This is a genomic window from Gimesia aquarii, from assembly GCF_007748195.1.
GTDB classification, from domain to species: domain Bacteria; phylum Planctomycetota; class Planctomycetia; order Planctomycetales; family Planctomycetaceae; genus Gimesia; species Gimesia aquarii.
Genome location: NZ_CP037920.1, coordinates 5,160,256 through 5,185,992 on the forward strand (window position 1 = coordinate 5,160,256; position 25,737 = coordinate 5,185,992).

At 46.2% G+C, this 25,737-nt stretch carries 16 protein-coding genes; 11 read left to right on the plus strand and 5 right to left on the minus strand.

The features are described 5' to 3' along the window. The first annotated feature begins 45 nt into the window (after positions 1-45). Positions 46-1,332: a putative sensor domain DACNV-containing protein gene (locus tag V144x_RS19845; protein ID WP_144987411.1), complete on the plus strand. Its 1,287-nt coding sequence runs from the start codon at positions 46-48 to the stop codon at positions 1,330-1,332. A gap of 32 nt (positions 1,333-1,364) precedes the next feature. Further along, positions 1,365-3,002 carry an FAD-dependent oxidoreductase gene (locus V144x_RS19850; protein ID WP_144987413.1) on the plus strand — a complete coding sequence of 546 codons (1,638 nt, stop codon included), beginning with the start codon at positions 1,365-1,367 and terminating at the stop codon, positions 3,000-3,002. A gap of 98 nt (positions 3,003-3,100) precedes the next feature. Here V144x_RS19850 and V144x_RS19855 read toward each other — a convergent pair whose 3' ends face one another. Beyond that, positions 3,101-5,359 (minus strand): alpha-amylase family protein, encoded by a 2,259-nt coding sequence (locus V144x_RS19855; protein ID WP_144987415.1) that lies wholly within the window; start codon positions 5,357-5,359, stop codon positions 3,101-3,103. 386 nt (positions 5,360-5,745) lie between these two features. Here V144x_RS19855 and V144x_RS19860 point away from each other — a divergent pair, with 386 nt between their 5' ends. From V144x_RS19860 to V144x_RS19870, 3 genes are all read left to right on the plus strand, one after another. Further along, positions 5,746-6,246 (plus strand): hypothetical protein, encoded by a 501-nt coding sequence (locus V144x_RS19860; RefSeq protein WP_144987417.1) that lies wholly within the window; start codon positions 5,746-5,748, stop codon positions 6,244-6,246. Positions 6,247-6,701: 455 nt separating this feature from the next. Next, on the plus strand, positions 6,702-9,440 hold the full coding sequence (locus V144x_RS19865) for a cation-transporting P-type ATPase (RefSeq protein ID WP_144991021.1): 2,739 nt from the start codon (positions 6,702-6,704) through the stop codon (positions 9,438-9,440). A gap of 91 nt (positions 9,441-9,531) precedes the next feature. Beyond that, positions 9,532-10,674 (plus strand): baeRF10 domain-containing protein, encoded by a 1,143-nt coding sequence (locus tag V144x_RS19870; protein ID WP_144987419.1) that lies wholly within the window; start codon positions 9,532-9,534, stop codon positions 10,672-10,674. Between the two features lie 58 nt (positions 10,675-10,732). On the opposite strand, the gene nhaR is transcribed toward V144x_RS19870, so the two are convergent. Then, a complete protein-coding gene (gene nhaR, locus V144x_RS19875; RefSeq protein WP_144987421.1) occupies positions 10,733-11,623 on the minus strand; it encodes a transcriptional activator NhaR in 891 nt (296 codons plus the stop codon). 110 nt (positions 11,624-11,733) lie between these two features. Further along, positions 11,734-12,147 (minus strand): helix-turn-helix transcriptional regulator, encoded by a 414-nt coding sequence (locus V144x_RS19880; RefSeq protein WP_144991023.1) that lies wholly within the window; start codon positions 12,145-12,147, stop codon positions 11,734-11,736. 256 nt (positions 12,148-12,403) lie between these two features. On the opposite strand from V144x_RS19880, the gene V144x_RS19885 reads away from it, so the two are divergent. The 4 genes from V144x_RS19885 (at position 12,404) to V144x_RS19900 (ending at position 18,972) form a co-directional block, all read left to right on the plus strand. Then, positions 12,404-13,987, plus strand: a complete 1,584-nt coding sequence (locus V144x_RS19885; protein ID WP_144987423.1) for a proton-conducting transporter transmembrane domain-containing protein — start codon at positions 12,404-12,406, stop codon at positions 13,985-13,987. Between the two features lie 67 nt (positions 13,988-14,054). Beyond that, the gene (locus V144x_RS19890; protein ID WP_144987425.1) at positions 14,055-16,649 is read left to right on the plus strand and encodes a DUF2309 domain-containing protein; all 2,595 of its coding nucleotides are present in this window, start codon (positions 14,055-14,057) and stop codon (positions 16,647-16,649) included. 129 nt (positions 16,650-16,778) lie between these two features. After that, positions 16,779-17,120 carry an HPF/RaiA family ribosome-associated protein gene (locus V144x_RS19895; RefSeq protein ID WP_144987427.1) on the plus strand — a complete coding sequence of 114 codons (342 nt, stop codon included), beginning with the start codon at positions 16,779-16,781 and terminating at the stop codon, positions 17,118-17,120. A gap of 226 nt (positions 17,121-17,346) precedes the next feature. Further along, on the plus strand, positions 17,347-18,972 hold the full coding sequence (locus tag V144x_RS19900; protein ID WP_144987429.1) for a cation:proton antiporter: 1,626 nt from the start codon (positions 17,347-17,349) through the stop codon (positions 18,970-18,972). Between the two features lie 3 nt (positions 18,973-18,975). On the opposite strand, the gene V144x_RS19905 is transcribed toward V144x_RS19900, so the two are convergent. Together V144x_RS19905 and V144x_RS19910 are read right to left on the minus strand one after the other, a co-directional pair. Then, on the minus strand, positions 18,976-20,442 hold the full coding sequence (locus V144x_RS19905; protein WP_144987431.1) for a DUF1501 domain-containing protein: 1,467 nt from the start codon (positions 20,440-20,442) through the stop codon (positions 18,976-18,978). Positions 20,443-20,486: 44 nt separating this feature from the next. Next, a complete protein-coding gene (locus V144x_RS19910; RefSeq protein WP_144987433.1) occupies positions 20,487-23,438 on the minus strand; it encodes a PSD1 and planctomycete cytochrome C domain-containing protein in 2,952 nt (983 codons plus the stop codon). Between the two features lie 364 nt (positions 23,439-23,802). On the opposite strand from V144x_RS19910, the gene V144x_RS19915 reads away from it, so the two are divergent. Next, a complete protein-coding gene (locus V144x_RS19915) occupies positions 23,803-24,561 on the plus strand; it encodes a methyltransferase domain-containing protein (RefSeq protein ID WP_144987435.1) in 759 nt (252 codons plus the stop codon). After that, entirely contained in the window at positions 24,543-25,718 is a 1,176-nt protein-coding gene (locus V144x_RS19920) for an NAD(P)/FAD-dependent oxidoreductase (protein WP_144987438.1), read from the plus strand. Before V144x_RS19915 ends, V144x_RS19920 begins: the two co-directional genes overlap by 19 nt. The last annotated feature ends 19 nt before the right edge of the window (positions 25,719-25,737 follow it).

Consider the following 25,737-nt stretch of genomic DNA (forward strand, 5'->3'; position numbering starts at 1 on the left):
GACAGCTGAGCTACGTGGCTAAATATCTACCGAATGGAGTGAATCATGATGGAGCATGAACTGTCTGCGTATCCCGATGTGATGGCGAAAGCGCTTGTGGATCGCTGGCAAGAAGCAATGTATCCGCCTGAAGACTTACCATCACAAAAAAATATTGCCGCTTTACTCGACACGATGTATCAGGCGAGTTTACTCCGTGAAGAAGGTAACGCAGTACGATGCCGCATTATCGTTGCACCGGCGAGCGACTTTGCTAACGAACTTGCTGTAGGCGACAGCCAATTACATGTGCTGCGATTTACGGAACCTTGCGAGTTCACGCCTCACGAGTTGAGGAAACTTGCAGCAGCTGCTGGATACTATCGCGCACTGCTGGCCGTTGACGTCTCTGCTGAGGGCGCAATGTCGATTTGGGGAATGATCGTCACCGGGACAACCTGGATCAATCAATTGGAAGACGACCGGATCCGTCATTCATTACTACCAGAACGTCTTGTGATCCAATGCCTGGGCCCCGGTCATATCATCGTAGCAGCAGGGAATGCTCGAATCTTAGAGTCTCTGAGCGGCAAATTATTAACCGATGGTTTTGATCCATTTCGTTCAAATTGGTTACCTCAGAAATTCGGCTCCGTTCGTACGTCGCTGTTGGCAGAATTAGACGAACTCATTCCTGATTCTGAAAAGAGCAACACACGGATGTGCGAATCGTTTGTGAAAGATATCGCGCAAAGTGTAGTGCGACGAATCCTGCGTCTTGTTCGTAACCGAGGCCATGGTGGAATGCTGGTGTATCTGCCTGAGGAGAAAAATGACAGTCCGCTGTTAGACCAGTGGTTTCGTTTTCGAGTACGATTTGAGCAGGATGACTCGATCAATCGATTCCGCCGCCTGATGTTAAGCCTGATGAAGCGAGGACGAGAAGTCGGACAAGCACGCGGGCTTGAGGTTGTCACCTGGTATGATTACCTTCAAATGCAGGATGCTGAATTGGCTGAACTTGACAAAGCATTAATCGAACTCGGACACTTCTTCACTGACTTGATGAATATCGACGGATCACTCGTGCTTGACCGTAGTTTTCGATTGATTGGTTTTGGCGGAGAGATACTCGGTGATTCACACACGGCAACAATTCACCGCGCACTAGACCTAGAAGCAGAACGGTCTGTTATTGAAAGAGCAGATTCGTCGGGCACCCGACATCGTTCTGCTTATCGACTGGTCTGTGGCTTGCAAGATGCCATTGCCGTCGTTGTCTCTCAAGACGGCGAAGTTCGATTCGTCGCTCATCACAACAACAAACTAACTTACTGGCCTTATTTGCCTTAATAAAACGATCTAATAAGAGGACGTCATTAGTCATGACTTACCAAAATGCCGAAGAAATTGCGTTTCCCAAGTTGTCTGACGAAGTTATGCATCAGGTTGGCGAATTGGGAACACTGGAGACGTTCGAAAATGGACAACCTTTAATCGAAATTGGTCAAAAGGAGTATCCATTCTGTTTGGTTGTCTCCGGTGAAGTCTCAATCGTAGATACGACAACTGGCCAAACGCGAGAAGTGGTGACCCATGGTCCCGGTGGGTTCATCGGAGATGTAGATATTCTGACAGGTAGACCTGCCGTCATCTCAGCGATTGCGAAATGCAAAACACAGGCATACATCATCAATGCGACTAAGGTAAGGCGTTTGCTTAATGAAATTCCCGACTTGAGCGAACTATTACTCGAAGCCTTTCAAATGCGACGTCGTATGCTGGAAGCTTCAGAGTTTCTTGGCACCCGTGTCATTGGAACGGCACAGTCGAAGGAGACTGCCAAAATTCGAGAATTCTTTTACAAGAATCATGTACCTCATACGTTCTTTGATGTCGCGGAAGAGGAAGGCCATCAACAGTTGTGCCAATTGGATGCGACCATCGAAGATGTCCCAGTTGTGGCTTGCAGCGGGCACGTCGCGAAAAAACCATCTATCATCAAGATCGCGGAATGTCTTGGTATTTCGCGGGAAGTCGAAACAGAGCCTTATGATTTTGTGATTGTCGGTGCTGGACCGGCTGGTTTAGCTGCAGCGGTATATGCCGCTTCTGAAGGAATCAAAACACTCGTAATTGATAGCATTGGTCCGGGTGGTCAAGCGGGAGGCAGTTCCAAGATTGAAAATTTCATCGGTTTTCCTTCAGGTCTCAGTGGTGCGGAGCTGGCAAACCGCGGGTACTTGCAAGCCCTGAAATTTGGAGCACAATTCACATCACCGGTCTCTGTGAAAACAATTCGGCAGGATGAAAACGGCGATCACCTGCTCGATCTCTGTACCGGACAAACAGCCAGAGCCAAGTGTGTTCTGGCAGCGACAGGTGTGACGTATCGACAACTTGATCTTGAAGGATGTCGTCGACTTGAAGGTGCCGGAGTTTATTATGCCGCAACATCAGTAGAAGCACGCGTGTGTCGCGACTCTACCGCAATCATTGTAGGTAGTGGCAATTCTGCAGGTCAGGCCGCCATGTTCCTTGCCGACCATGCCAGTCATGTCAAGATGCTGATTCGGGGCGATGAGTTGGGAAAAGGAATGTCTTCCTACCTGTGCAACCGCATTCTCAAACATAAAGGTATTGAAGTGATTCCCAATACGGAAATCAGTGGGATCAACGGAGACCAATATGTTGAGTCCGTTCTGGTAAGGAACAACAAAACGGAAGCCGAAGACCAACTTGATTGTACAGGAGTATTTATTTTTATTGGTGCGCGTCCTCATACCGACTGGCTCCCTGAATCTGTTCGTCGTGACGAAAAAGGCTTTGTGTTAACTGGTTCTGCGATTCATAATGACGAATTCTGGACGCAAGACAGAACCCCATGTGATCTCGAAACAACATGTCCGGGAATCCTCGCTGCTGGTGATGTGCGCTCTGGTACAACCAAGCGATGTGGCTTCGCAGTCGGCGACGGCTCTCTTGCCGTCACCTGTGTTCATCGATACCTGAACCAAATTTGATCTAATTCACAGATCACTATGTTTTAAAACAGGACGGTTTCTTAACAAGAACGAGTTACTAATCTGCCTCCATATTAAAAAAGGAAACTATGATTTCCTTAAGGTTTAATCGTCACTTCCAACACGATTGCTTCGCTACCGGGCAACTCGATTTGCAATGGAAATTTAGTTCCCAAAGATTTACCTGTGCGAAGATTTCGACACCCAGAGATTGGCAAAGTTGTTTCAATACGGAGCGGAATGTTCTGTGAAGACAAAGCGATACCACTGCCCGGTCCATCGACACTAGCCTGACGTGTGGGATTCGCAACAATGGCCCAAATTTCTGTTTGGTCTTTGGTTCGATAACGTAACAATTCAACGCCATGCTCCCGTTGATCTTCTCGAGTGACACGCACAGGCTCCTGAATCCCCTCTTTGGCAATCCAGTCACCAATCCATTTTCTCCAGTGATTACCGAAGTCGGCTCCACGCAAAGATTGATCAAAATAGCCAGTGGGAGAAAGATTTAAATAAAGCGTACGTCCGCTACCAAGTTGATGTTCAAAACGAGTTCCGGAAAGACTTCGTTCGACAATTGGCATATTAGAATCGAGCAGGCAGTTTTCTTGAGGCAAACGTTCTGCAAAAGGTCGGCGATAGCGCTCGCCATCTACTTCGAATCGTCGATTTCCATCAAACCAACCCGACTTTGATACACGTTTGAGTCCGAAGAGTTGATCCAGGGGAGGAGTCAGATATCCACTTCCGTGTTGATCGGTTATTGCAGGAGCATAATCTGCGATGACAGCGCCTCCACTCTTGACGAATGCTTTGATCGCCTGACATTCTTCACTGCTTAAAGCAAACGCTTGTGGTAAAATCAAAAGTTTGATCCCCCTGCTTTGCAGCTCACCGGCGCGTAGTTCCTGTGTATCGATCCAACGTGGTTGATGTCCCAGGTCTTCGAGAAGACGTGTCCAGGCGACACGATTCTTTCCACTCGATAAGCAAGAATTGTCAAGACTGGATGAACGCCTCGGCCAGGTTTTACCGTGGGTCGTCGCATCAATGGCCCAACCAACCTGGACACTCGGATGAGAATAGAGCAACGCAATTGGGGAAAAAACGGGTTCGGTTTGCGGCGCAGCTAAAACCTGCAAGGAATCTGCCTGGACCGCGGCAAATGTGTTACTTAACTTTTCGACCGCAGGATTGATTTTCCCGGCATTAAACCAGGGCTTACCTCCCGAGTCGGGCCAGGCGATCACTCCACGATTGCCATGAGCTAGATAGTACCACAAAAACCATTGATCTCGGGCTATATTGCCAGAAGCAAAATAGGTTTGCATCTGATACCGCCGTGGCGTATCAGCCCAAAAGCTGCGTAAAAGTTCGTTTGTACCACCAATGTCATATGCTTCCATCCATTGCACAGAATGGCGCAGTAGGCTGTAGTCAAATCCGCCATACGCCGATGGTTGTTGTCCACCCACTACACCAATCGGTACTGTGGGGGCATGGCTGCGCACATGTTGGACCGAGGCAGCGAAGGTTTCCGCATGCATCTGATCCATAAATGTTCGAAAGTCAAGCCAGGGTGCCAGTCGCCATTTGCTCGGTGGTAAATTTTTGAGCTGCTGCCGGACTTTCTCATAAGTCACCGGCTGAGCAGAAGTAAGTTTTGCTGATTCAGATACCGCTGGTAACTGCCATGCACGTTGCCAGGCTGAATTGGAAGAATACTGAGATTTCAACCATTTGCGAAACGCGGCAATGGCTTGAGGTGAATAATCGACTTCCAACGGCGAATTAAAACTGCCTAACGAGACTTCATCATCTAATGCGATGGCGGCAACGGGCCCATTCAGAATGGGCGGTATGTTCGCATCAATCCGACGAGTCAACTCCTGAAATGTTTTGGGATCGGCAAAAGACCAGGGTCGCGGTGAGGGTGCGCCTGATTTCGGAATTGAACTGAGTCCGGAACGTGGTGTCAGATGCAAGATCCCCTTACCGGCGGCATGATCGACATAATACGGCCACTCCTGTTGGGCTCCCCACGCTGCAAGTTTTTGCTTGCCTTCACCATAATCAATGTGCCAACCATTGAGATGAATTTTTTTGTAAAGATCTCTATCGTTTGTTGCACGTGTTTTGTACTGCCAAACCAGGATAAGAAAATTGTATTGCTCATCAAATTTTCGATTCTGTGGAATGGAAACATGAGTAATTTGATTCTGATTCAACCAATGATTGAGATGAGGTGACCAATCGTTTTCTGCAAAGACGAAAGATGGAGAAAACCAACAAGCCAAAACCGCAATGATACTTACCATTCTCCTGAATTGGAGAATCATGATTTGAGAATCAAACATGGCTACTACCTCTGTGGAGTTAAATTATCACGTGAGACTCTCTCACAAGTATCAAAACATTCTAACATTTGATTTTATGTAGTGCCCCGCAGTGGTAAAGTCTGAAAATCACATATTTTGGGTTGTTTACCGAAGACTGTTTTAGAGAGAGTTTCTCTCTGGACACGTAAACCGAAAATGGAAGTAATCGGAATACTTGAATCATAGTTGTGTATTTATTACAGAAATCTGCTCACTGCGGCCGATATGAAGTATTAGGCGGATTTTATCGATCAAGTAAAGTTGAAAAAAACACCCTCAGCTGTATCAAAACTACACTCAGCGAATGAAAAAATTATCCTGAATCGGGGGGGGGGGTGACATAACGTGCTATTCAAGGAACGAATATGATGCATCGATGGTTATTGATAACAGGAATCGCTATTTTCGTATTTGGAGCCGCATTCGCATCAGGAGAAAATCGTAAGTCGGAACCAGATCAAGGTGACCAACAATCTGCTTTGATGCTTGCCAAGCTTGCCAGCACTCAGAAAATCACCAATGGATTAGTTACCAAAGATTTTGAACAAATTCTCCGTGGTGCCAACGAATTGGACCGCATCTGTAGTGCCACCGCCTGGGCTTCACACAGCGATCGCATTTATGCCCACCATCGTACTGAACTACGCAGGCAGTCACAAAAACTTGCAAAAATGGCCAAGGAAGAAAATCTCGACGGAGCCGCTTTTACATACATGCAATCACTGACAACGTGTATCAGCTGCCACGAATACTGCCGTGATGTCCTGAAAATCGCTGACGAGTCAGAAATTAAGCTGAAAGTGGTACCGATCCCCGTCAATGTACAGGAAGCCGATGCAGCAAAGAAAAAAACAAACCGTCGTTAAGCATCTGAAAATAGCTTTAATATAGAACGCCTCTCATTTACTGTATCCGCCGCTCAGACTCTGTTGAATCAAATGTAGAATAACTCTTCAGATCAAATTCCACTCTGAATTTACAGCAAACTTTATCAAACATTCCCTTTTTGTGGCCTGCGCTTGAGAGCACCATAACCTTCTCGCTTCTATTCGCTTAAAATACGCATTCACTCTGGCTAAACAGGATATGTGAGCTCCGCAGTATTGAAGCAGGATTCCAGGTGACACGAAGCACCTGATATCATCACGTAGATTTTATCTACGCTTCGTTGATGCTTTATCTTTGTGCCTGCTGGTGCGCCGAATGCATATAAATCACGTTGATTAGATTAAGATATCGATAGGATATAGGTTTTTCGCGCTGGAGGCGGAATGGAATGAGTCTGAATGACTCAGTACGGACGTTGAGTGAGGGATGCAGCATGGAGACACTAATCAAAAAGCACTTACATCATGTTTCAGTAGACGAAGCCGTTCAATTACTGGATGTTGATTCGCAAAAAGGTCTGGACGAATTTGAAATTGAGGCACGTCAAAAACGTTTTGGTCCCAACACAATCCCCACACAGACTGGTTCGGGTCCTTTAAAACGATTACTACTACAGTTTCATCAACCACTGGTATACATCCTAATTGCCGCAGGCACCATCACCGGGTTGTTACAGGAGTGGGTTGATTCCGGAGTCATTTTTGGTGTCGTACTGGTGAATGCTTTGATTGGATATTTACAGGAGTCCAAAGCAGCCAAGGCACTGGAAGCTCTCGCCAACACAGTTACGACAGATGCAACCGTTGTTCGGGCCGGTGAAACACGCAATGTACCATCCACAGAGCTTGTTCCAGGCGATATAGTGCTCTTGCAATCTGGTGATAAGGTCCCCGCGGACTTAAGACTGATTGAGACACGCGACTTACAGATTGACGAATCGGCGTTGACGGGAGAATCGGTACCCGTCGAGAAACACTCTCAGGTATATCAACCGAACACACCACTCGCCGAGCGTCAAAATATGGCGTATTCTTCAACCCTTGTCACTTATGGCCAGGGACGAGGTGTGATATTCGCGACTGGAAGCCATACCGAAGTGGGCCGCATTTCCGAATTGATTTCAGAGGCCGACATTTTACAAACTCCCCTGACCCGAAAGGTAACCTGGTTCAGCCAGGTGCTGTTAGTGGTGATTCTCATCCTGGCTGCCATCACGTTTGGGATTGGAGTAATACGGGGCGAATCTGCCTACGTCATGTTTATGGCCGCTGTAGCATTAGCGGTAGGAGCAATTCCCGAGGGACTGCCCGCAGCAGTCACCATCACTTTGGCAATTGGTGTAGCGCGAATGGCACGACGTCGGGCCATTATTCGTCGGCTACCAGCGGTTGAAACGCTGGGAAGCACCACAATTATCTGCTCGGATAAAACAGGAACGCTGACTGAAAACCAGATGACAGTCCGAGCGATCTGGGCAGGAGGTGAACAATATGATGTGACCGGTGTGGGCTATGCCGCTTCAGGAACCATTCACGTTAGTGGAAATGAGTCTAACCATGACTTGAATGTCGCGGCGCGCGAGTGTCTGCTAGCAGGACTCTTATGCAACGATTCAAGATTGGTCAAAAAGGAGGCACGTTGGGAAGTCCAAGGCGATCCAACAGAAGGCGCTCTGCTGACCTCCGCTGCCAAAGCCGGCTTAGACAACGACGAACTAATAACTGGAATACCTCGAATCGATGTCATTCCGTTCGAATCTGAATACCAATACATGGCCACACTTCATGAAATGGGAACAGAGTCACCAGGACGTATCTATGTCAAAGGGGCTATGGAGGTCATCTTGTCCAAGTGTACCTCGGCTTTAAATGCCTCTGGTGAATGCGTTCCACTTCCGCTTGAGAAAATTCAACATGAGTTTGATCAATTAGCTACTCAAGGATTGCGCGTGCTTGCGTTTGCGCGAGGTGAGATTGAACGTGGCACACCCGACACAAATCGACTGTCCCATGCGAATGTGAGTAACTTAACGTTTCTCGGACTTCAAGGAATGATCGACCCGCCTCGGGCTGAAGCAATTGCTGCAGTAAAAGCATGTCAGACAGCTGGTGTCCGCGTAAAGATGATTACCGGCGATCACGCTTTGACTGCTGCCGCGATCGCTCAACAAGTAGGTTTGGATGGCATGGCGACACAAAGCGATATTCCTCCCAAGGTCGTTTCGGGGAAAGAGCTAACTAAGATCTCCGATCGGGATCTGATTAGTGTTGCAGAAACCAGTGCGGTATTTGCGCGCGTGACTCCAGAAGAAAAACTGCGTTTGGTCCGTGCTCTTCAAGCTCAGAAACAGATCGTGGCAATGACAGGAGATGGGGTAAATGACGCACCAGCACTGAAACAGGCAGACATTGGAGTCGCGATGGGCGTGGGTGGCACGGAAGTCGCAAAAGAAGCTGCCGACATGGTTTTGACCGATGATAATTTCGCTTCCATTGAAGCTGCTGTCGAAGAAGGACGTGGTGTTTTCGACAACCTGACGAAATTTATCGTCTGGACATTACCGACAAATCTGGGGGAAGGTTTAGTCATTCTGGCAGCAGTTTTTCTGGGAGTCACCTTACCAATCCTGCCCGTTCAGATTCTGTGGATCAATATGACAACAGCGGTTTTATTGGGATTGATGCTGGCATTTGAGCCCAAAGAAGAAGATATCATGCAGCGTCCTCCCCGAGATCCTGGCACCCCCTTACTCACTAGTGAACTCATTGGACGTATTTTTCTAGTCGGAACTTTATTACTCCTCGGCGCGTTTGGGCTGTTTGAGTGGGCTTTATTAAGTGGTTCTAGTATTGAAGAGGCACGGACCATTGCCGTGAATGTGTTTGTCATGGTCGAACTCTTCTATCTGTTCAATTGCCGCAGTCTGACAAGATCGATGTTCCAACTCGGTCTGTTTAGTAATCTCTGGGTTGTTGGTGGAGCGGCCATCATGATCGTGCTGCAATTGCTTTACACTTATGCCCCGTCTATGAACCGTCTCTTTCACAGTACTCCTATCGGCTGGAACTGGTGGGGTTGGATTATTTCTGTCGGTGTTACCGCATACTGTGTTGTTGGTTTTGAAAAATGGATACGCCGTCGTCAAACGTCACTGACATCGAAGGAAAACTAAAAAGCTACTTGAAAAAATGATTCGACCAGACTTGTCTCCATTGTAAATGTCGAAATTCAAAAGCATCTTGTCAGAACCAGGAGCTTATGTCATGGAACTCAAGAACTTAAATCAACATATTCATAATTTAATATCGCTCACTGCTACAGAGGCTCCTGTCATCAGTTGCTATCAGTCGCTGGTCAATAGGCGCCTTAAAGACAGAAATATTTTTGTTGAACGAATACGAACCCTACAACACAGATTGAGTGGTTCTGAACGAGAAGACTTTGATACGGCTCTCGCTCAAATCCAGCGATATCTCGATACGGAATTATTACCGGATGCACAAGGGATTGCCATTTTCTGTCGAGCCGGTAAGGAACCTTTTTTCCTACCAATGCAATTCCGGGTCCCACTCCCAAATTGGATCGCTGTTGACAATGTTCCTAATATTTACCACTTAATCGAACTGAAAGATACCTATCATCGCTACATCGTGATGATTGCCACCGAAGAAAGTGTCCGCATACTGCAAGTGAATCTGGGAAGTATCACAGCACAAATGTGGAACGAGAGACCAGAGTTGCGTAAGCGAGTAGGACGCGAATGGACCAAAGCACATTTTCAAAGATATTTGAAGGAACGCAAACGCAAGTTTCTCAAAGAATCGATTGCATTACTTGATAAGTTGATGGTGGCAGGTGATTATTCGCACTTAATTCTTGCAGGAAATACGAATGTCGTGTCTCAAATAAAAAATGAACTGCCAAAACACTTAATGGAACGTGTAATTGATAGCGTGACTGCATCCGGTTCAACACCGCTGAAAGATGTTGTGGAGAGTACACTTGCCGCTTTTGTCGAAGCGGAAGAACAGGAATCGAGAGCCAAAGTCAGGGATTTGCTGAGTCAACTCCGCACAGGTGGATTGGCAGTCGCAGGAACCGGCCCCAGCTATCGCGCGTTATGCCTTGGGCAAGTGGATGTTCTGGTTTTGCATAAAGATTATCAGCCAGGGATGGTTTGGTTATGCAATCAATGCTTTAATCTCGATCTTGATTCCGTACAACCCGAGTCATGCCCTGAATGTGGGTCACGGACGTTTCGCAAGGTTGATATTAAAGAGAAAATGGTCAGCCTGGCAGAAGAATTCGATAGCACAATCGAAGTTGTTAACCAGAGTGATGAGTTAGTCCAGCTTGGCAGTGTCGGTTGTCTGCTCAGCTACCGGTTATTCGACGATTACATTTAGCCTTTCTCCCGGTAGATTCGAGAATGCTTACTTCTGATACGAATTGATCATACGAAACTTAGAGCGAACTGTAGTCTTCACAAATGGCAAGTACTGCCGGGTGTTTTATACGACGTTCAACAGAAATTGCATAATAGCGTTCGCAGACTGCATCAGTACGACCGACAACACGTACTTTGTGCTGATGACAAATCTCTTTTTCAATCATCGTAGGCGCAGGAAAAATGCCAACCCCGTCCTGACCGAAGACTTTCATCAGAGCAGTATCTTCAAACTCACCCACAATTCGCGGTCGAAGACCTTCTGTATAAAACCACTGTTCCAGATTACGGCGTACCGCAGTTTTGTCCTCTGGTAATAAGAGTGGCGCCGCATTCAGAGAGTTGGGAAAATTCCCACAAAACTTTGAAGCAAGTTGCGACGTCGCGAAAAATGACAACCCAGACTCTCCCAGCAAATGATTGAATGCTTTCACACTTGCTGTTGGACTGACAGGCGCGTCGGAAAACATGAGATCCAGACGATGTACCGCCAGTTCAGCCAGTAATTCATCATGCTTACCCTGACGACAGACGATATGAACGTCCTCTTCCAATTGGAATGCCGGTTCCAACAACCGGTGAGCTACAAGTTTTGCTAAAACTTCGACAATCCCGACTTCGAACCGAGCAGGTCGACTGCCTGACTTCTTGCGTACCGCATCTTGCAATTCACGGCCCACAGAAAAGATCTCTTCGGCATATCGAAAAACCGTGTGCCCAAATTCTGTTAGCACCAAATTTCGACCGGCACGGTCAAAAAGCTTCTCGCTAAAAGAAGATTCCAGCTGTTGGAGCTGTTTGCTGATGGTCGGATGGGCCAAATGTAACAGTTTGGCAGCACGCGCGATACTACCCTCACGCGCCACTAGCCAGAAGTAATACAGGTGATGATAATTGAGCCAGTCCATACATTGAAGATATGTAGACTCTATCTACGTGTCAACACTGTCTGATCAGAGTCGCTCAATGCTGGAGCGGATCGAATAAGAGCTTTAATAGTGAAGAAATACCAGTGAGTTCATTCAGAGACCAGCTCGAGTAACTCTCCGATTTTTTTATGTTTTTCGATGGAATGCCTTAGTGGTTGATCGGTTAGAACTTCATACCGATTTTGACGCCCCACCTTCTCGCGGTGAATAAATCCCTCTTCTTCCAGATCTTGAATAATCCTTTGAACAGCTCGTTCTGTGATGCCAACCTGGGCAGCAACTTGTCGTAACACGATCTCCGGTTCTCGATGCAACAAAATAAGAACGTGTGCATGATTCGTGAGAAATGTCCATCGATTCCCAGATGCTTCGGCAGGTTTGGCCGGTGTATCAGTCTGTTGATTTACTTTCGAATCTGTCTCTTTGGAACCTGAATTTTTTTTATGGTCACTTTGTTTTTTCGTCTTCGATGACTTACCCATCATATCCTCTTTTGGTGGCATCACTTTGCGGCAATTCTTAACACGTTCTTAATTTATTCGTCAGCCTCACAATAAATCGAGTGATTTCAGGCGAATTATACATGAATATCGATTCGTGAAACATAAATCTTTTGGCTACAGCATTATTTTGTCCTCAATTTTGGCTTGAATCGAATTTTTTCTCAAGAATTCCAAAAATATACACGAAACATAATTGACGACAAATTTTTCATGCTTTATATTTCACGAATCATAAATAACTAAAAGGAGTACACCAATGATGAGTGATTTGAGTGCCATTTTGGCTTTACCTGCATTTCTAATGCTATTATCTGTATTGATTCCCGCCGACTGGGCCAATGCTAAGGCACGTCAGGTTCGCCAACTGATTACAGGGATTGCCGGAATCCAATTTGTGATGGCGTTTGTCATTATGGCTTTTTATGTAGCGCACATGGCACTGAACACAAACACACAACCATTCAATAGTGTCATTCACTCGTCTGGAACACATCTCATTTTTTATGATGGTATTTCAGGATTTATGTTTGCTCTAGTGAGCTTCATTGGGTGGGTCATTTGCCGATTCTCTGTTCGTTATCTCGATGGTGAAGCGGCTCAAGGAACTTATTTCCGTTGGACAGGCTTTACAGTCGGCGCCGTTTCCTTCATGGCCATCTCAGGAAATTTACTCTTGTTTGTGCTTGCCTGGATTATGGCCAGTCTGGGTTTGCATCACTTGCTTGTGTTTTATAAAAATCGACCGGCCGCGCAACGTGCTGCCTGGACCAAATTCACAGTCAGTCGGATTGGTGATGCAGCATTAGCAGCAGCACTCATTCTGATTTACATAGAATTTCAAACACTGAATTTTTCTGAAATCTTCGCAGCAATCAGCTCACAAGCAGATCAAATCTCACCACGAGTGATTTGGGCTGGGTGGTTTTTGGTTTTTGGTGCCATTGCCAAATCCGCCCAGTTCCCTTTCCATACCTGGTTACCTCAGACCATGGAAACACCGACTCCCGTTTCGGCTTTAATGCATGCGGGAATCGTGAATGCAGGAGGCTATCTCATTATTCGAACCAGCCCGCTTGTATCACTGACCCCTACAGCTTTAACTGCATTAGCGATTGTCGGTGCCTTTACTGCATGTTTCGCAGCACTCATTATGTTAACACAAACCAGCGTGAAAAAATCGCTGGCTTATTCGACGATAGCTCAAATGGGGTTCATGATGCTGCAATGTGGTTTGGGAGCATTTTCTGCAGCGATGTTACACATTCTTGCCCATTCACTTTACAAAGCTCATGCCTTCTTGAGTAGCGGTAGTGTACTGGAACAAAATCAGGCGATTAGAATCATTGGAGAAAAACGTGAAATAAAACAGGTATCCTGGTCAAAACTGGGTACGCTGAGCGTCGCTGTTGTGTGCATGTTCCTTTTGATATCGTCTCTCTTTGGCATCAACCCCACAACAAAACCAGGCGGGATTTTGCTCGGATTTGTACTGTGTCTGGCTTTAATCAGCTGGATCGGACAGTCACTGCAATCTGCCAGTCGCCAACTCTTCATCCGGGCTTCCGTAACTGGGGTGTTACTCTGTTTTGCTTATTGCGTCAGTTTTCTCTCAGTCGACAAAATCGTTGCTCCCAGTCTGCCGACAGTTCAGACATCCGCGATCACCTGGCTCATCGCATCAGTCGTACTGTTTGGATTCGGCGGCATGTTTATGCTGACTAAAATTGTGGTCAGTCCCACGAATTTCAGATGGCTCAACATCTTCTATGTCCACGCATCAAACGGATTTTATATCGAGTCCTGGTTGCGTCATAAATTTGGAACGCTCGCCAAAGAATAATCTCTCCTTCTGGTTTGCATAGCCAATCACAACTCAAACTCGCTGAAATCAAATAAGGATTATCAAGATGATCTCACAAGCAGAATCCACTTTGCTGCCTTTACCCTCCTCGGGCACTTTAGAAAAACAAGCAGTAGAACAACCTCATATCATTGAACAAGTTGCTGAAGTTCTCAAGCAAGTCAATGAAGTGATCGCTCCTGTCTGGCCACTTAATGATTATGTGGCCGTCAATCCTTACAATGGAATTTCAGAACGTTCTTTCTTAAACGCACGAAATTTTTTGCGGGTCTTTTCAGACTGCGAAACTCTCATGCCATTGGAACATTATGCGAATGAATTTCAGCAAGGTCAGTTTAACAGGAATCATATCGAAGCCGCTCTGGTAGAATTAAAAGTCGATGGAATTGGTAATGGTCACCTCAATTCCGTGACTGAAATCGAAGAAATGCTCAAGCAAATCGGTGGCCTTGCTCATGAATCGAGTGAAGCTGCCAATGTTCCCAACAATGATCGTCGAATTCGTACTCTATCCGAGTTTTATGATCAGACATTAAGTGCGAACTGGACCCCAACGATTTGTGATGAAGTCTCGAAATACTGTTCCATGCATTATGATGAAGGACAAGCAGTTTGGTCGAGTCCCTGGAGTCATCTTTCATTATATGAATCCTGGCGGTCAGCGGCTTTACATGATCGAAATGTTGAGGTACTCGGCCTCAAGGGATTCCGAAGCTATGTCTCAAAGCTACCACAGACTGCTGAAGCCTCTATTATTTACTCATTGCAGAGCCTGAATGTTCTACCAGAGCTTTGGGAAACGTTCCTGCTTTGCCAGGCATTCACGATTCCTGGCTGGAGTGCGTGGACCAAATATCAATCAGAACAAAGCGAACAGAGTGCAGAATTTGGGAATGACCTGGCTGGCTTACTGGCAATGCGTCTTGCCTATGATGCTGCATTGGCAAAATCTTTCTCATTCAATGTGAACTGGGCCTCCTATGCGAGTGGCGAACCTGTTTCATTCAAGTTTCCACACCACGCTGGAGACGACGAATTTCTGCGATATACACTTTTACGAGCCAGCGAAATTGGATATCGAAATCGACTGTTAAATTCTGTTCCTACAAAGTCACGAAAAAATGAAAAACAACAAAATGGATCAGAATCCGTCGATTCAGGCACAAATGATTCGAAACGTAAATTAGCACAAATGGTCTTCTGTATCGACGTCCGATCGGAACGAATTCGTCGGCAAATAGAGTCTCTTTCGAATCGAGTTGAGACTTTCGGATTTGCAGGTTTCTTTGGTTTACCAATCGAATTCGTACGACTCGGAGAGCAATCTGGAGATAGCCATGTACCGGTACTCTTAAAACCACAGTTCCAATTACATGAAGAATTGCACACAAAAGATGAATCCTCGCTATCAAAGACACTCCAGGATCGTAGTTTGATCAGATCGTTTCGAAAATTATGGAAAAGTCTGCAAACTTCAGCTGTGGGTTGCTTCTCTTTTGTAGAAACGACGGGCCTGTTTTATGGGTTCAAACTTTTAGGTCGAACTGTCAACGTTACCGATTCAAAAATGAATGCAGGATACGATGGAATTGGCAAAGCAAACCATGAGCATCTAAAGCCTACTTTGGAAAGTCTCAATCAACAAGGTATCTCGACATCAGATCAAATTGAGCTTGCTGAATCCATGTTGAAAAATCTGGGATTGACTGAAAATTTTGCAAGACTTGTGGCGTTCTGTGGACATGCCAGCCAGACAGAAAATAATCCTTTGAAAGCTGGTCTGGATTGTGGTGCCTGCGGTGGACACTCTGGTGAGCCCAATGCAAGATTGGCAGCAATGCTTCTCAATCATCTTGAAATTCGACAGGCTTTAGCTGATCGAAACATTCATATCCCCGATGACACTTACTTTCTAGGTGGCTTGCATAATACGACGACCGACAAAATTGAGCTTTTTGACCTGGAAATGGTTCCCGAATCACATCAAGCAGACCTGCAGGAATTGCAGAATTACTCTCAAAGTGCGACTGAGCAAACTCAGGTTGAACGAATGCCATCGATTGGGAGTCAATCACTGGCGGATCTTTTGCGAAGAGCCGGCGATTGGTCCGAAGTACGACCTGAGTGGGGATTGGCAGGTAATGCCGCATTTATCGTTGCCCCACGCTCCCTGACCAAAGAAATTGATCTGGATGGTCGTTCCTTCTTACATAGTTACAACCACCAGACTGACCCTGAAGGTGAAGTCCTGGAAAACATCATGACAGCACCAATGATCGTTGCTCATTGGATTAACATGCAATATTACGCTTCCACTGTAGATAACCATCACTTCGGTAGCGGAAACAAAACGTTGCATAACGTGGTGGGAGGCTTCGGAATACTTTCTGGCAATAGCGGCGACCTGATGACAGGATTACCGTGGCAATCACTGCATTCAGGTGAAGATTACCAGCATTTACCCATGCGGTTACAGGTTGTGATTGCTGCTCCGAGGGAAAGTATTGAAAAAGCGATCAAGAAGCATCAAATGATTGCCAATCTACTCGGTGGTGGCTGGCTTCATCTGATAGCATTGGATCATGAAACCAGGTTCCAGTACACAGAAGATGGTAACTGGGAAGAGATCGATCTGAACTAATTCCATACTCGTTCTCATAAAATTTTGTCTCTAATAAAACCAACATAAAGGTAAGCAAAACCATAATAGTGGTAGTGATATTGAGAAAACTACCCCATCAACTTCGTTACTAAAGTAAGAGGATTCACCATGCATATATCCATCACAGATCGGAATAAAATTTTGAATAGTGATCTAAGAGAATTGTGTGAGCGACGGTTAGATTTTGCGTTGTCAAGATTCGAATCATCGATTAAAAATATTGATCTTGTGATTGTAGACGAAAATGGACCACGAGGTGGTGTTGATAAAGCATGTCGCATTTGCATCTCTCTTTACCGTGCAGGCGACATAGTGATTAATGAAAAAGCTTCGGATGTCGCTACTTGCGTTTCAGGAATTGCCGAACGAGCCAGTCGTGCCGTCGCTCGCGCAGTGGAACGATCTCAGCAGTTTGATCGAACCAAAAAAGAGGTTCATGAAACAACCTAAAGTAAATGAAACAGAACACTCCCTTTACCTGGTCGCCTTATCGGTAATAGAATACGCCAGTACCAAATGAAATCGGTTTAACATTACACTTGGTGCAGGCAATTCATTACTACTAGAGGCGGCCAATTTCCATTAATAGTATTGCAGAAAAAATGCAAACGAATGGATAATAGGTCTGTGAGAACCATGATTCTACAATCTATTTTTCAGACAGTATCGGAAACGCATGACGCAATCGCTAATATACGACCTGCTTACTATTTTGGCGGCAGGACTCATTGCAAGTTTAGTATGTCGATGGTTGCGAGCATCTGTATTAATTGGTTACCTGATTGCAGGTGCGCTCCTGGGACAAGGTGTGCTTGGCTGGGTACTGGATAAAAACCATCAGTTAGAGCACTTCGCAGAAGCAGGCGTTTTTCTACTATTATTTTCGATCGGCCTCGAATTTCACCTCGATGACTTAAAACGGCTCGGATTCAAGTTGATCATTGGTGGTGCGGTTCAAATGACTCTGGTCGCGATTCCAGTCGCCGCCGTATTGCTTTGGTTAAGTATCAGTTGGCAATCAGCAGTACTGATCGCAGCAGCAGTCACGTTTAGTTCAACTGTGCTCGTATTCAAAGCCCTTTCCGAACGGGGACATTCTGAACAATCACATGGTCGGCGCGCCATCGGCATCCTTTTGTTCCAGGATGCAGCATTGATTCCGCTCTTACTTCTTGTCCCTCTGTTAACTGGAACGGGGCAAGCAGCGAGACTGACTGATTATATCATGCTGGCCTTGACGTCAATATTATTTGTTGTCGCAGTTGCAGTACTGAGATACCTGCTCTCGAAATGGGTGATTCCGATGTTTGCCAGATATCGTAGCCCCGAACTAGTAATTCTGTTTACTGTCGTGTCACTAGGCGCAGTGACCCTTGCGGCCTACTCAGTCGGACTCCCTCCAGCCGTAGGTGCATTTGCTGCCGGCTTAATATTCAACGGTAACCGTTGGACCAAACAAATTGACGCTCTCGTATTACCCTTCCGGGAGACTTTTGCTGCCATATTCTTTGTCGGCCTGGGACTCATTTTTGATCCACGTCTGATCCTGGAAAAACCGGTGGAGATGCTCCTGGTCTTAGTCGGTGTCATCATCATCAAAACAGTTGCAGGGACAATCGCACTAAAGCTAACCGGTCTGCCAATTCGCCAGGCATTCGGAATGGGGATTAGTTTAGCGCATGTCGGTGAATTTGCATTTGTCCTGGTGCTGCTTGGTTTAGAATCGGGAGTATTAACGAACGTCGACTATCAAAATGTGGTTGCGATTGCTGTTGGCTCTCTGATTGTGACACCACCTTTGATGAGATTTGGCTTGCGATTCGTACACTCAGAAGACGCGGAAAATGAAAACGAACATATACTCGATACAGTATCATCTGAAAGTACACGGGCAACTATCATTGGAGCTGGACCAATCGGACGTCAGCTTGCTTCGCAACTTGAGATCAAGGGAAACGATGTCTGCCTGATCGACTTTAGCTCGATCAATCTGCACCCTTTCGCCCAGGAAGGATTTCGCACAGTGGCAGGGGACGCGACACAAAGCAGCACGTTAGAGCTTGCTGGAGTCAGTGATTCCGTATTAACAGCCGTCTGTGTCCCCGACGATGAGACGGCAATACGAATTGTACGTGCAATCCGCAGATTAAATCGAACCGGGAAACTCATTGTGCGCTGTCGTTATCAAACCAATGTTGAAAAACTCAAACAAGCAGGCGCCGACCGAGTTGTTAGTGAAGAAGCGGTGGCCTCAATTGCTCTCATGCGAACGTTAACGAATTTCGGTGAATCACCAGACTGAGAATCAAGCCATTATTTCTTTGATGAGCTCTCCCCCCAGGTCGGTGAGGCGATAATCGCGGCCATTGAACCGATAGGTCAATTTCATATGATTGATGCCCATGAGATGCAACAACGTCGCATGCAGATCATTCACACCCACACGATTTTGAACAGCCTTGTAACCATAATCATCACTGGCACCATATTGGACACCACCTTTAATGCCGCCGCCTGCCATCCACATTGTGAATGCATTCGGATTATGATCTCGACCGTTACTGCCTTGAGAGTCCGAGGTCCTTCCGAATTCGCCTCCCCAAACCACAAGCGTTGAATCTAAAAGTCCACGCGCTTTCAAGTCTGCCAGAAGCGCACCGATCGGCTGATCAACCGATTTCGCAGCGATACGATGATTGGCATTAATATCACTATGCCCGTCCCACGGCACATCAGCAACACCACCTCCACCGCCATTGGTACCGGCATAGATCTGAATAAATCGAACTCCCCGCTCAACCATCCGCCGCGCAGTGATACACTGTTTCGCAACAAGCTCGGTTTCCTTTTGATCAACTCCATACATTTTTTGAATCGTCTGCGATTCATCTTGCACACTCAATGCTTCAGGTGCTGCGGTCTGCATTCGATAGGCAAGCTCAAAGGATTCCAAACGTGCTGCCAGGTCTGCTTCGTGCGGCCTTAATTCCTGATGCTTTGCATTCATCTGCCTCAATAAATCCAGTTGCTTTCGTTGTTGTTTGTCGGTCATTGTTTTAAGACGAGACAAATTTGAAATGGGCACAGTACTCCTGCCATCAATCGACGTTGGCTGATACTTCTTTGGTAAAAATCCAGGCGCCCAAATCGGATTCCCTCCCCGGGGCATCGCGCCATGCATGACCACAAAACCGGGAAGGTTTGAATTCTCTGTTCCCAGCCCATAAGTCACCCAAGACCCCATACAGGGTCTTCCTTGCAGAAATGCACCCGAATTCATCTCTAACATCGCCGGGGTGTGGTTGTTAGACCGGGAAAAACACGAATAAAGAAATGACATATCGTCGACATGATTGGCAATATTGGGAAAGATTTCAGAAACCCATGCACCCGACTCACCATGCTGTTTAAACTTGAAAGGTGATTTCAATAGCTTGCCACTGGTGGTAAAGAAACCTGTTTTCGGATCTGCTCCCTCCAATTTTTCTCCGTGCCTTTTCTGTAACATCGGTTTGTAGTCAAAGGTATCGACCTGAGAAGGACTGCCCGGCATAAACAACCAGATAATGGATTTCGCTTTTGGTGCAAAATGAGGTCGTTTTGCCTGCAAGACCGCCGTATTAGCAGCATCGGCAGTATTAAGAACACCTTGCTCTTTCAACAGTCCCGTCAGTGCCAGACTTCCAAAGCCCAAGCCTGCGTTTTTAAGAAACGATCTACGAGCTTCAAAGTCAAAAGCCCTACCTGTATGTCCTGAAGGTTGCTCACTCATAGCGTCTGCTTTCTGATATTCGATTTGTGTTAGATGATTCTCAATTAATCAACGAATACAAACTCATTAGTACAAATAATCAACTGGCAAAAATCAGTAACTGCCAACTCGCCTGCCTTGGGATTCTTGCCATAAGATTCTGTCTGATAATGGATAAACTGCAACATCTGTTGCTGTTCTTCCAAAGTCGGTTGCCTTGAGAGACTGATGGCATAAACGTCATTGACTGTTTGCTCCAGGCTTTTCTTACCATCAGCACGAACTCGACTTGCCAGATTTTCAGATAATTTACGGATGAATGGCGAATTCATCATCGCCAATGCCTGAGGAGGCACCGTAGTAACATTCCGTTTCCCGATACTCTGAATTGCATCAGGTGCATCAAATAGTTGCAATATTGGAATCAGTTTATCTCGTTTCACTCTCAAGTAAACACTTCGTCGTTTGTCTTCCTGATTCAATGACCCGGGTCCGAACATTTTTTTGTCAAGTGTTCCACCGACGGCTAAGAGGTTATCTCTAATGATTTCCGCATCCATTCGAATTGCAGGACGCCTCCACCATAACTGGTTTTCGGGATCATGCTTGAGGCCACTTGCAATTGAAAGACCTGACTGCTGATAAACGGAACTCATCATCAACAGTTTATGTATGGGCTTAAGATTCCAATTTTCTTTAATAAGCTGCGAAGCCAGATAATCAAGTAGCTCAGGATTCGTAGGGCGAAAACCTTGTGTCCCAAAATCACTAGGTGTCCCCACAATTCCTCGTCCAAAATGATGATGCCATAATCGATTCACCATGACTCGCGCCAAAAGATGCCCTGCACCATGTTTGGTATCTGTCAACCAATCCGCAAAAGCAACTCTTGGATGACGTGGCTTCGCTTTTTCAGATTGTTCCTGCATCCACTGTTTTTCTTGTGCGTCAGCTGTCATCAAAACTCGCAGAAAACCAGGCTTTGCCAATCCATTTTTACGATTGGAGTTTCCTCGTACAAGATGATAGACCTTGCGGGTATCGGCTCCAAAATTATATGTGGCTCCTCCCTTTCGCGCGGCAAACACAGGCATCAGGTCACGCTTGGGATGCTTTTTCATATTTTCCTGCTCTGCATCATTGAGCTCGATCCAGCCCGCATCATGGGGAGCATACCATTTCAGCAGTTCCTGTTTTTGCTTTTCATTACGGTCAGCTTCTGACAAAGCAATAATCGTTTGGATCTTTTTGGGAGGCGTTGTATCTTTCGCCTTAAAATAAAATCCGGAGGGACCAGCGGCATTCACAATTTTTACCAGGAGTTCGTTTTTGCCAGCCTTCAGTGCGAGTTTGACTTTATCCTGATCAGCGGCGGCGCCCCCCATTACTTTTTTGGATAACACCGACTTCCCATTCAACCAGACCTTAATCGCATCATCTCGACCGAGCGAAATATCGAGCGGAGTTGCCTGAGGGACTTCTATCGTCCGAAACAGATAATTGGCAGAATTATTTCCTTTTAGAGTGTTATGAACTTTACCATCAGTCCAGGTTGGCTGAGGTGTCCACTTTAATTTCCCTTTGGAGTAGGTTTTCTTCAGATCCACTTTTTTCTCAGGATCATTTCTTCGATTGAAAGCATTCTCAAAATTCGCTGCTGTAAAGGGACCAATGGTATGCCACTCGCTGAGCTTAGGCTGAATGGATTCGGTCGGTCTTTTTTCCAGCCAGATTGCTAATTTTGAAGGCAGGGTTTCTTTCTCATATTTGAGCCGCGCATCGATAAATGGTTTATGGGTGATATCAAAGGCTACTTTTTCCTTTTTATATTTTTCCGGATTCCGATCGTGTTGGTAGTCTTGAAACCCTGTTTCGGCAAATGCCGCAATCATCCGATAATAATCGCGGCTGGAAACAGGATCGAACTTATGATCGTGACAGCGAGCACAACCGAGTGTCAGCCCCAACGTTGCAGTACCGATGGTGTGAATTACATCATCTAACTGCTCGTATCGACTACGTTCGCGTTCTTTTTGTGTTTGCTGTGAGGTAAAAGGGCCAGCGGCTAAAAAACCGGTGGCGGCTTGTGACATATAATCTGTAGGACCTAACTGATCACCGGCAATTTGCAGCTTGATAAATTGATCATAGGGCATATCTTCGTTGAGAGCTTTAATCACGAAATCGCGAAAGTGATAAGCGGCAGGACGATCTTTATCAAACGCATACCCATTACTTTCTGCGAATCGAGAAACATCAAGCCAATGACGGGCCCAACGCTCGCCATAATGTTGACCGGCTAACAAATGATCGATGAGTTTTTCGTAGGCATCAGGAGATTGATCATTGACAAACTGTTCCACTTCGTTTGGCTCGGGAGGCAGTCCCCAAAGGTCAAAATAAACCCGTCGAATTAAAGTTTGTCGATTTGCCCGTTCATTGGGCGTAATCCCCTTCGCTTCTAGTTTTGACAAGATAAACTGATCAACGGATGTCTTGCCCCACGTTTTATTTTTTGTAATCGGAGGCGTAGCCTGGCTGAGTGGTTTGAAAGACCAGAATTCGCGTGCTTTGGCAATATCAATTTCTTTTTTTTGTATTTCCAGCGCCTTACCACTCCGTGGATCAGGGGCTCCCATTTGAATCCACTTCTCAAAATCAGAAATCACCTGCTTCGACAATTTGTTCTTGGGCGGCATCTCAAATGACTCGTGTCGAATCGCCGCCATCAACAAACTGTTTTTTGAGTCTCCAGGTATAATACTGGGTCCCGTATCACCTCCCTTAAGCATCGCTGCTTTTGAATCCAGCAGTAACTCGCCTTCGAGTTTTTCATTTTTCCTGGCTTCGACTGAATGGCATTCATAACATTCATTTACGAGCACCGGCCTGATTTTCGATTCAAAGAACTGCAAACCTGCTTTAGTGGGTTGCGTGTTTTTTGTTGACTCTGAAGAGAAGGCGGGATTCAGCAGCAGGATGAATCCCAAGCTCGAAAGCAAGCAGGAGCGCAACATAGCAATCGTCCAATGGTCAATAACTAAGGTGGGAAAAAAGGTGAGATCGTTCTGACTCTAAAAAAATCGATGCTCTCTTATAAAAGAAACCATCGATTTTGTTAGTTTAAGCATAAAGTGCTACTGATTTATTGTACCAATAGTCATATCATTATCAAGGAATTTCTAATCGTAGACCATCAAAAGACTTCTCAATTATTATGATTTGCCTATAACAACTCGTCAGGGCATCAAATGAACAAACTTAAGAATCTTTACTTTTAGAATTGGTTCTTCTCATTGTGAAGTCGAATACATTATCTGAAAAGAAATTCGGTTCTAATGTGGTGCATTCGAACACAGCGAAATCCTGATTGAGATAGATATGTCCGAGAAGACTGCTCTACTGACTGCTTCAACAAAAATTTCCCTCTGGCCGAATTTGAAGACAAGAAATCGGCAACAGGAATTAATGGACGATCCACAATTGGATGAAGCGTTGCACCAACGGGCATTGGAAGGTTTGTCACGAGTCAACCGGGTGTCGCGCACACATCGACTTTTATGGCAACCGATTGAGAAATACTGTCGGCAAAATCGAATAACCTCGATTTCCGTTCTGGATCTGGGATGTGGAAGCGGGGATCTTCTGATCTGGCTGAAGACGAAAGCACGTTCAAAAGGAATCGAACTCAAAATCACCGGCTGTGATCTGAGCCCGGTGGCTCTGGAAGCAGCCCGACAGCGCGCGGATCGAGAAAGACTGGACTCGAATTTTCTACAAATGGACGTACTTAGTGAAGCGTTACCTGCGAATCAGGATATCATCGTCAGTTCGCTTTTTTTACATCATCTGCAAGAAAGTGATGTCGTAAAATTATTGCAACGCATGGCAGAGACTGCCAGACATTTAATAGTGACTCAAGATCTCCTCCGTAGTCGGTGGGGATACCTACTCTGTCTGGCAGGAACTCAGTTGATATCACGTTCGCCGATAGTACACGTTGATGGTCCACTTTCAGTAGCGGGGGCGTTCACTCTCGCTGAAATTCAACAACTGGCTGAACAAGCGGGTCTGGCACACTGTCAGATCAACCGCCATTGGCCCGAACGATTTGTATTCACATGGCAACGGTCTCCCTAGAAAACCGGATTTCGGCGACGCTCGAGTCACAGGATGCGGCCCAAAAATCATGGGACGTTGTCATCATCGGTGCCGGTCCGACTGGTTCTCTGGCTGCACGACAATTAACTTTGGCAGGCGCGGATGTTCTGCTCGTAGACCGTCAATCATTTCCCCGCTGGAAAGTCTGCGGTTGCTGCCTCAACGCGCGAGCCGTCTCTATTTTGGAACAGACGGAGTTACTGGAAGAGGTTTACGCTGCGGGCGCTGTCCCCTTAACGGAATTTCAACTCCGAATCAATGGGCATTCAGTTACGCTCCCGCTATCCAACAGTCTTTCCTTAAGCCGCACACAACTTGATGCCCTTCTGATTCGCTCAGCAATCTCTGCTGGGTCGAACTTTCTTCCAGAAGCAGAAGCTCGCCTGGGTTCTAGTACCAGTGAGTATCAAGAGGTGGTTCTCACACGGCATACCAAACCGATAACGATTCGTGGCAAAATCGTGCTGGTCTGTGAAGGTTTGAATCCTCGACTTTTAAATCGAACCCCTGAATTCTCCAACTCAGTTGATGAGCATTCCTGCATCGGCGCTGGGGCTGTCGTTCCACTGAAGCCAGGAACACTCGAAGCAGGAACCATTTTTATGGCCGTAGGTCGTGCCGGTTATGTAGGAGCCGTGCTCGTTGAAGAAGAGACATTAAACCTGGCTGCAGCGATTCTCCCCAGTTTCCTCAAAGAAGGACGACCGCTTGGAACGATCATCCATCAGATATTGCAGGAAGCGGGTTGTACATTGCCCGTTGATGTGGAACGGCTGAATTGGCAAGGAACTGCCAGGCTGACACGCAAAACCAGTCCCGTAGCCGATGGTCGTGTACTCGTTTTGGGAGATGCATCCGGCTATGTCGAACCATTCACCGGTGAAGGAATGGGCTGGGGACTTTCAAGTGCTATCGCCTGTGTGCCGATAGTCCTTGACGGGATCAAAGACGGGAATCAGTCCGTGGTTGAGAATTGGATTCAATATCACCAACACCATATCCAAAATAGACAGAGGTGGTGCCGACGGTGCGCCTTTGTCTTGAAACGACCACGACTCGCGAGAGGATTGATTCATGTTCTCAAATATTGTCCGTGGATTGCGACTCCGGTAATCCATCACTTGAATCAACCATAGTTACAGGAAAAGCAAATGT

What these genes read in the sequence shown, in the direction of transcription:
- V144x_RS19845 (WP_144987411.1), top strand. Translation starts at nt 46, where the DNA reads ATGATGGAGCATGAACTGTCTGCGTATCCCGATGTGATGGCGAAAGCG.
- V144x_RS19850 (WP_144987413.1), top strand. Translation starts at nt 1,365, where the DNA reads ATGACTTACCAAAATGCCGAAGAAATTGCGTTTCCCAAGTTGTCTGAC.
- V144x_RS19855 (WP_144987415.1), bottom strand. Translation starts at nt 5,359, where the DNA reads ATGTTTGATTCTCAAATCATGATTCTCCAATTCAGGAGAATGGTAAGT.
- V144x_RS19860 (WP_144987417.1), top strand. Translation starts at nt 5,746, where the DNA reads ATGATGCATCGATGGTTATTGATAACAGGAATCGCTATTTTCGTATTT.
- V144x_RS19865 (WP_144991021.1), top strand. Translation starts at nt 6,702, where the DNA reads ATGGAGACACTAATCAAAAAGCACTTACATCATGTTTCAGTAGACGAA.
- V144x_RS19870 (WP_144987419.1), top strand. Translation starts at nt 9,532, where the DNA reads ATGGAACTCAAGAACTTAAATCAACATATTCATAATTTAATATCGCTC.
- nhaR (WP_144987421.1), bottom strand. Translation starts at nt 11,623, where the DNA reads ATGGACTGGCTCAATTATCATCACCTGTATTACTTCTGGCTAGTGGCG.
- V144x_RS19880 (WP_144991023.1), bottom strand. Translation starts at nt 12,147, where the DNA reads ATGCCACCAAAAGAGGATATGATGGGTAAGTCATCGAAGACGAAAAAA.
- V144x_RS19885 (WP_144987423.1), top strand. Translation starts at nt 12,404, where the DNA reads ATGATGAGTGATTTGAGTGCCATTTTGGCTTTACCTGCATTTCTAATG.
- V144x_RS19890 (WP_144987425.1), top strand. Translation starts at nt 14,055, where the DNA reads ATGATCTCACAAGCAGAATCCACTTTGCTGCCTTTACCCTCCTCGGGC.
- V144x_RS19895 (WP_144987427.1), top strand. Translation starts at nt 16,779, where the DNA reads ATGCATATATCCATCACAGATCGGAATAAAATTTTGAATAGTGATCTA.
- V144x_RS19900 (WP_144987429.1), top strand. Translation starts at nt 17,347, where the DNA reads ATGACGCAATCGCTAATATACGACCTGCTTACTATTTTGGCGGCAGGA.
- V144x_RS19905 (WP_144987431.1), bottom strand. Translation starts at nt 20,442, where the DNA reads ATGAGTGAGCAACCTTCAGGACATACAGGTAGGGCTTTTGACTTTGAA.
- V144x_RS19910 (WP_144987433.1), bottom strand. Translation starts at nt 23,438, where the DNA reads ATGTTGCGCTCCTGCTTGCTTTCGAGCTTGGGATTCATCCTGCTGCTG.
- V144x_RS19915 (WP_144987435.1), top strand. Translation starts at nt 23,803, where the DNA reads ATGTCCGAGAAGACTGCTCTACTGACTGCTTCAACAAAAATTTCCCTC.
- V144x_RS19920 (WP_144987438.1), top strand. Translation starts at nt 24,543, where the DNA reads ATGGCAACGGTCTCCCTAGAAAACCGGATTTCGGCGACGCTCGAGTCA.